Here is a 7,247-nt window from a genome sequence, read left to right as displayed (position 1 = left end):
ATCTTCGGCCGGCCCCACCGGCCGAAGATAAAGGGCCGGTAGACATAGGGCGGGGGAGGCATGCCGGGCAGCAGGTAGCGCCGCCGGTAGCGGCGGTAGCGCCAGCCGTCGGCGGCGCACACCACGACCACCACCAGGAGGATCAGCAGAAACAGCACCATCTGCCCGACCACAGCGAACACAAAGTCATTCTCCGGCTCAGGGTAATAGCCAAAGTCGCGCCCGGGCTCAGACGGAACCACAGTCCCCGCAGATGTGCCATAATAGCTCTCATACCAGCCATACACGTCGTCGAAAAAGGCGCGGGTGGCGCTGTCGTATTCTCCGGCGTCGTAGCCGCCGTAGAAGTCCGCCTCCAGCCAGCCCTCGATTTTTGAGGCTGGGAGGGCGTCCTCGATGCCGGAGCCCGCCATGGCCCACACCTTGTTCTCTCCCACGGCGTACACCAGCAGAAAGCCGTTGTTCAGACTCTCGTCACCGATGCCGCCCCAGCTCTCCGCCACGGCCATGGCGTAGTCGGCGGCATCCATGCCGTCCATAAAATCCACCGACACCACCACGATCTCGCCGCCGGTGTCCTCAAAGAGAGACTGGTTTTTATCGATGATGTACTGCTCGGTCTCGCTGCTGAGCACGTCCGCCTCGTCCGCCACATAGCGGGCGGCGGTGGGCTCCGCCACGGCCTGGGCGCCCCCCGTCAGGAGAGCCGCGCCCAGCAGGGCCGCCGCAAGCTGTCGTCTCATGCCTCTCGCTCCTCTCATCGGAAGGTCTCTGCCGGGCGCACAAAGGTGAGCGTCCCCAGCACTCTGGCGGGGAAGCCCCCCAGCACCCGCTCGTTGTAGCGGTCGGCGGCGGCGTTGTAGCCGTCCCGGGCGATGGTGTCCTGCTCGGCGGCCAGGTCGGTGCGGAACCCCTTGACATAGTCCGCGTCCCGTCCGCTCAGGGCGCAGTCCTCCAGCTTGAGAAAGACGGTCTCCGCGTCCCCTAGCAGGCGCTCATACGCCGCGTGGGCCTCGGTGATGCCGCCGCTCTCCGCCAGGGCCGCCCGGCTGTCCGTCAGCTCACCCAGCTCACCCTCGTCCAGGTACCGCCCCGCCACGGTGAGCAGGTTGGCGGTGATGTCCAGGCAGTCCTGGAGATCACCGGCGATGGGCGCAAACTGCGCCTCCACCTTCTCCCTGGCCTGCACCAGGGAGCGGTGGGAGCCCAGCAGGACGGACAGGACAATGACCACCGCCAGCACCACCATGGCGCCGGTGTGGGTTTTCAGAAATTTCATGGGATTCCCTCACTCAAATGTGTCGGGCGGAGCTTAGCCCCGCAGCTCCAGGAGCTTCTGCTTGAGCTGGCCCTCGATCCTCCCCAGCTCGGCCTCGGCCTCCCGGCGCTTCTGGGCCCCCTCCCGCTGGATGTTCATGACCTCATCCAGGGTGGAGATGAGCTGCTCGTTGGTGTGCTGGAGGGTCTGGATATCCACCACGCTCCGCTCGGCCTCCCGGGCGGTCTCGATGGTGCCCATCTTGAGCATGTCGGCGTTCTTCTTCAGCAGCTCGTTGGTCATGTTGGTCACCGCGCTCTGGGCCGCGGTGGCCTGGCGGGAGTGCTCCAGGCCCAGGGAGAGCACCATCTGGCTCTTCCACAGGGGGATGGTGTTCACCAGGGAGGACTGGATCTTCTCCAGCATCAGGGTGTCGTTGTTCTGGATCAGCCGGGTCTGGGGGCCCATCTGGATGGAGATCATGCGGGTGAGCTCCAGATCGTGGAGCTTCTTCTCAAAGCGGCTGCACATGTTGGTCAGGTCGTTGTAGGCCTGGGCGTCCTCCTGGGTGCCGGACTGGGCCGCCTTCTGGCGGAGCTGCTCCAGCTCGTTGGCGCGGACCTGGTTCAGACGCTTCTTGCCCGCCAGAATATACATGGTCAGCTCCTTGTAATACTTGGTGTTGAGCTCGTACATCTGGTCCAGCATGGCGATGTCCTTCATCAGGGTCACCTGATGGCCCTCCAGCACCTCGGCGATCTTGTCCACGTTGGCCTCCGCCTTGGTGTAGGCCACCTTCATGGCCTCCAGCTCGTTTTTCTTCTTTTTGAAAAAGCCGAAGATGCCCTTCTCGTCCTCCTCCTTGCCGAAGCCCTTCAGCTCCACCACCAGGGAGGACAGGGCCTGGCCGATCTCCCCCAGATCCTTGGTGCGCACGGAGTTGAGGGTGCTCTCGGAAAAGCCGGCGATGTTCTTCTGGGCCGCCGCGCCGTACTGGAGCACCACGTTGGAGTCGGTCAGGTCGATCTGCTTGGCAAAGTCGTCCACCATCTTCCGCTCCGCCTCGGTGAGCTTGCTCTCGTCGAGCTGGATGGCCTGCTCGTCCTTGGCCTTCTGGGCCGCGGCCGCATCCACCGCCCCGGTGGGGTCCAGGGTGAGGGCGGGCGCCTCGGGGGCCTGGGGTGCCTCCGCCGCCGCTGCGGCGTCCAGGTTGGGAGTGAGGGTCAGTTCCGGGGTAAAATCCGTCTTGTCAGCCATATCGCAGTTCCTCCATTGTTATGATTGTCCCATCTGCATTCCGCCGAGCCCCTCTTGGGCCAGCATCTGCTCCAGAACGGTGATGTCTGTGGATATATCCAGCGCCTCGTCGGCGAACAGGGCGTCGAGCTGCTTGTCAAAGGCCTCCACCACTTTGTCCATCATGGCGTCGATGCGGCCCATGGTGCCGTCGATGTTGGCCCCCTCCACCCCGGCGGCCCCCATGCGGTCATAGGCGTTGAGCAGCTTGAGGGTGGTGGGCAGATAGTAGTTCAGAAACCGGCGGAGCTGGGGCAGCTTGGCCGGCTGCCCGGCCACGATGTCGAAGATCTTGCCGGTGACCTCCTCCATGTGGACAATCTGGGCGGAGAGCTTGGCGTCCTCGATGTTCTCGTCCAGCCGCCGCAGCTCGGCCAGCGCCCGCGCCCGCTCGACGGCCAGCGGGTCCTCCGGGGCGGCACGCTCCGGTTCCGGCTCCGGCGCGGGCTCCGGGTCGGGCAGGATCAGCACCTTGTCGGGAAAGAGCTTCCGCCCCCCCAGCCAGGCGGCCGCCGAGACCGCCGCCGCCAGCGCAAAATGCCACCAGGCATACAGGGGGGCCAGCACGGCCCACGCCCCCCACACCGCCGCCGCCAGATAGAGGGGGGCCGGAGATTTTTTCACAATTTTCGCCATTGACATTTCCTCCAAAAACGAGGTTAGCTTCATTGTACCTTTCCCCGCCCCAGGTGTCAATAACACGTTGACTTTGGGCGGAAAAGTCATTATGATAGAAGGAAATATGGTATGATACGGAGAGGAAGTCTGCCCCATGCTGACATTAAAGGAATTCAAGGAGGCCCGCGGCGTGCTGTCCGGGGTGATCCGCAACACCAGTCTAGTCTACAGTCCCGCCTTTTCCAAGGCCACCGGCAACCAGATCTATATCAAGCCGGAGAATATGCAGGTCACCGGGGCCTACAAGATCCGGGGCGCCTACTATAAGATCAGCACCCTCAGCGACGAGGAGAAGGCCCGGGGGCTGGTCACCGCTTCTGCGGGCAACCACGCCCAGGGCGTGGCCTACGCCGCCCAGGCCGCCGGGGTGTCCGCCACCATCGTCATGCCCACTACAACCCCGCTGGTGAAGGTTAACAACACGAAGGACTATGGGGCCAAGGTGGTGCTCCACGGCGAGACCTTCGACGACGCGGCGGAGCTGGCCGCCAAGCTGTCGGAGGAGGAGGGGCTCACCTACGTCCACCCCTTCAACGACCCGGCCATCGCCACCGGGCAGGGCACCATTTCCTATGAGATCTTTCAGGATCTGCCCGACGTGGATGTGATTCTGGTGCCCATCGGCGGCGGCGGACTGGCCACCGGCGTGTCCACCCTGGCCAAGCTCCTCAACCCCAACGTGACGGTCATCGGCGTGGAGCCCTCCGGCGCGGCCTCCATGAAGGCCAGCCTGGACGCCGGCCATGTGGTCACCCTGGACCGGGTGGAGACCATCGCCGACGGCGTGGCCGTCAAAACCCCCGGCGACCAAATTTTCCCCTATATTCAGAAAAATATCGACGACATCATTACCATCCCTGACGACGAGCTGGTGGACGCCTTCCTGGATATGATGGAAAAGCACAAGATGATCGTGGAGAACGCGGGCCTGCTGCCCATCGCCGCCCTCTCCCATCTCAAGTGCCGCGGTAAGAACGTGGTGCCTGTCCTCTCCGGCGGCAACATGGATGTCATCACCGTGGCCTCCCTGGTGCAGCACGGCCTCATCAACCGGGGGCGGGTGTTCACCTTCTCCGTCCAGCTCCCCGACCGCCCCGGCGAGCTGCTGCGGGTGGCCCAGCTCGTGGCGGAGGCCAACGGCAACATTATCAAGCTGGAGCACAACCAGTTCGTCAACATCAACCGCCAGTCCGGCGTGGAGCTTCGCGTCACCCTGGAGGCCTTCGGCCACACCCACAAGCGGGCCATTCTGGACGCCCTGTGCGGCGCGGGCTATGCGGCCCGGGAGTGCCACACCAACGACTTCTACCACTGAGCCCCGCAGGCGCGGCCTGTGCTGGAACCACCGGCGTATCCGGGGGAACCCTTCCCCCGGATACGCCTATATGATGCGGCGCGCTTCCTCCGGGGCATGGGCCGCCGGGCCGGCGCCGCGTGGGCGCGGGGGAGAGCCGGCGGGGCCCCGGGCGTCATCCGCTTGGTGTATCTTATGTGCCCGCTCCTCCGTTTGCCCCGCCCCCGGTTGAGCCCTGGGGCCTATCCTACCACGGAATTCTGAACTTCCCTTCAAGGAGTGGTAAAAAAATGATTAAAATTGCCCCCTCCATCCTCTCCGCGGATTTTGCCAACCTGGAGCGGGACATCCGCCGGGTGTCCTCCGCCGACTGGCTGCACGTGGATGTGATGGACGGCTGCTTCGTCCCCAATCTCACCATTGGCGTGCCGGTGGTGCAGTCCATCCGCAAATGCACCGGCATGTTTCTGGACGTGCACCTGATGATCGACAAGCCGGTGCGCTATGTGGAGGCCTTTGCCCAGGCGGGGGCGGATCTCCTCTCCGTCCACCTGGAGGCCGACCACCCCACCGGCATCGCCGAGGCCCTGCGGCGGATGGAGGCCTGCAAGGTGAAAAGGGCGGTGGCCCTGCGGCCCATCACCGCCCCCTCCGCCGTGCTCCCCTACCTGGAGGGGCTGGACATGGTGCTGGTGATGACGGTGGAGCCCGGCTTCGGCGGCCAGGCCTTTCTGGAGCACCAACTGGACACCATCCGCCAGGTGCGCGCCCTCATTGAGCGGTATAACCCCTCCTGCCGCCTGGAGGTGGACGGCGGGATCAACGCCAAGACGGCCGCGGCGGTCGTGGCCGCCGGTGCGGACACCCTGGTGGCCGGCTCGGCGGTGTACGGCGCGCCCGAGCCGGCGGCGGCCATCGCCGCCCTGAGGGGGGACTGACCCATGCAGTACTTCCCCCCCGCCCTGGAAAAGCTGGTGGAGCAGTTCGCCCGGCTCCCCGGCATCGGCCGCAAGACCGCCCAGCGGCTGGCCTTCTTCGTCCTCTCCCTGCCGGAGGAGGACGCCGCCGCCTTCGCCGACGCCATCGTGGGGGCAAAGGCGGCCATCCACTGCTGCCCCGTGTGCCAGAACTTCTCCGAGGGGGACGGCCTGTGCCCCGTCTGCCAGGATCCCAAGCGGGACACGTCGGTCATCTGCGTGGTGGCCGATCCCAAGGACGTGGTGGCCATGGAGCGCTCCCGGGAGTACCCCGGCCTCTATCACGTGCTCCACGGGGTGATCTCCCCCATGAACCACGTGGGCCCCGACGACATCCGGGTGAAGGAGCTGGTGGACCGGGTGGCCAAGGGGGATGTCCGGGAGGTCATCATGGCCACCAACCCGGACACCGAGGGGGAGGCCACCGCCATGTACCTCTCCCGCCTGCTCAAGCCCTTCCAGGTGCGGGTCACCCGCCTGGCCTACGGCATCCCGGTGGGCAGCCATCTGGAGTACGCCGACGACGCCACCCTCATGCGCGCCCTGGAGGGCCGGAGGGAGATGTAGGATGCGCCGGGTGCTGGTCATCGGCTGCCCCGGCGCGGGCAAGTCCACCCTCACCCGCGCCCTGGCGGAAACGCTGGGCCTGCCGGCCGTCTATCTGGACCGGCTGTGGTGGAAGTCCGGGTGGATCAACCGCACCCGCGCGGAGTTCGACGCCCGGCTGGACGCGGCCCTGGCGGGGGACGCCTGGGTGATGGACGGCAACTACCTGCGCACCCTGCCCCGGCGGCTGGAGCGGTGCGACGCGGTGCTCTTTCTGGACTACCCCAGGCGGCTCTGCCTGTTCCGGGCCCTCCGGCGGATCCTGCGCTGGCGCGGGCGCACCCGCCCCGACATGGCCGAGGGCTGCCCGGAGCGGCTGGACCCGGCGTTCATCCGCTGGATCTGGGATTTCCACCGCACCCAGCGGCCCCGGGTGCTGGAGCTTCTGGACGGCTGGAAGGGCGAGGCGCAAATCTTCCGCAGCCCCGCCCAGTGCGCGGACTTTCTCAATCGATTGGAGTGAACTCCCATGGCTTCCCCCCTGACGCCTCCGGGCGTCCTCGCCTATCTGACCGGGGCTTACGCTCCCCTGGCTATTCTCGCCTACGGCTCCTATGCCGACGGCTCCTGGGGCCCCGACAGCGACTTTGACGCCCTGGTGCTCACCGCCGGCGGGCCGGAGCGCCACGACATGTCCGTCGTGGGATCGGTGCAGCTGGACGCGTTCGTCTACCCCGTCTCCCGCTTCGACGAGCCCTTTGCCCCCTCCGCCTTTCCCCAGCTGGCCGACGCCGCCCTCCTGCTGGACACCGAAGGACGGGGTCAGACCCTCATCGACCGGGTGCGGGCCTGGCGGGCGACGCAGCCCCTCCCCACCCCGGAGGAGCTGCGCTCCCAGGCGACCTGGTGCCGCAAGATGCTCCGGAGGGCCGGCCGTGGAGACACAGAGGGCCTGTTCCGCTGGCACTGGGTGCTAGTGGACAGCCTGGAGATCTTCTGCCTGCTGGCGGGGCAGCCCTACCAGGGGCCCAAGAAGAGCCTACGCTGGCTGGCCGAAGCCCGGCCGGAGGCCTACGCCCTCTATTCCGCCGCCCTGGCCCGGCCGGAGCTGCCCGCTCTGGAGCGGTGGATCGCCCACCTGGAGGGCCTGTGCGCCTCCCTCCCCCAGACCTAAACAAGCGCCCCCCCCGATTTTGTC

Annotated in this window: 9 protein-coding genes; 5 read left to right on the top strand and 4 right to left on the bottom strand. The window is 66.4% G+C overall.

Translation table 11 applies throughout. From position 1 onward, the window contains the following. From ACESY8_RS18630 to ACESY8_RS18615, 4 genes are all read right to left on the bottom strand, one after another. On the bottom strand, positions 1–743 hold a 743-nt coding region (locus tag ACESY8_RS18630), incomplete at its 3' end, for a TPM domain-containing protein (RefSeq protein ID WP_498794928.1). Positions 744–757: 14 nt separating this feature from the next. Beyond that, entirely contained in the window at positions 758–1,279 is a 522-nt protein-coding gene (locus ACESY8_RS18625) for a LemA family protein (protein WP_009257502.1), read from the bottom strand. A 33-nt stretch (positions 1,280–1,312) separates the two neighbouring features. Next, positions 1,313–2,515, bottom strand: a complete 1,203-nt coding sequence (locus ACESY8_RS18620) for a toxic anion resistance protein (RefSeq protein WP_007488181.1) — start codon at positions 2,513–2,515, stop codon at positions 1,313–1,315. 18 nt (positions 2,516–2,533) lie between these two features. Next, the gene (locus tag ACESY8_RS18615) at positions 2,534–3,190 is read right to left on the bottom strand and encodes a 5-bromo-4-chloroindolyl phosphate hydrolysis family protein (RefSeq protein ID WP_226908050.1); all 657 of its coding nucleotides are present in this window, start codon (positions 3,188–3,190) and stop codon (positions 2,534–2,536) included. A gap of 136 nt (positions 3,191–3,326) precedes the next feature. On the opposite strand from ACESY8_RS18615, the gene ilvA reads away from it, so the two are divergent. The 5 genes from ilvA (at position 3,327) to ACESY8_RS18590 (ending at position 7,223) form a co-directional block, all read left to right on the top strand. Then, entirely contained in the window at positions 3,327–4,547 is a 1,221-nt protein-coding gene (ilvA, locus tag ACESY8_RS18610) for a threonine ammonia-lyase (RefSeq protein WP_021632686.1), read from the top strand. Positions 4,548–4,816: 269 nt separating this feature from the next. Continuing rightward, positions 4,817–5,464 (top strand): ribulose-phosphate 3-epimerase, encoded by a 648-nt coding sequence (gene rpe / locus ACESY8_RS18605; RefSeq protein ID WP_498794927.1) that lies wholly within the window; start codon positions 4,817–4,819, stop codon positions 5,462–5,464. Positions 5,465–5,467: 3 nt separating this feature from the next. After that, entirely contained in the window at positions 5,468–6,070 is a 603-nt protein-coding gene (recR, locus tag ACESY8_RS18600) for a recombination mediator RecR (RefSeq protein ID WP_007488177.1), read from the top strand. Between the two features lies 1 nt (position 6,071). After that, positions 6,072–6,572, top strand: coding sequence for a P-loop NTPase family protein (locus tag ACESY8_RS18595; protein WP_054339061.1), 501 nt, complete (start codon positions 6,072–6,074; stop codon positions 6,570–6,572). Positions 6,573–6,578: 6 nt separating this feature from the next. Continuing rightward, the gene (locus ACESY8_RS18590) at positions 6,579–7,223 is read left to right on the top strand and encodes a nucleotidyltransferase domain-containing protein (RefSeq protein WP_054339060.1); all 645 of its coding nucleotides are present in this window, start codon (positions 6,579–6,581) and stop codon (positions 7,221–7,223) included. The last annotated feature ends 24 nt before the right edge of the window (positions 7,224–7,247 follow it).

This window comes from Clostridium sp. ATCC BAA-442 (genome assembly GCF_964239415.1).
Lineage (GTDB): Bacteria > Bacillota > Clostridia > Oscillospirales > Oscillospiraceae > Flavonifractor > Flavonifractor plautii.
Note: the sequence above shows the minus strand (reverse complement) of the source record. Positions and strands in the feature narration are given on the sequence as shown.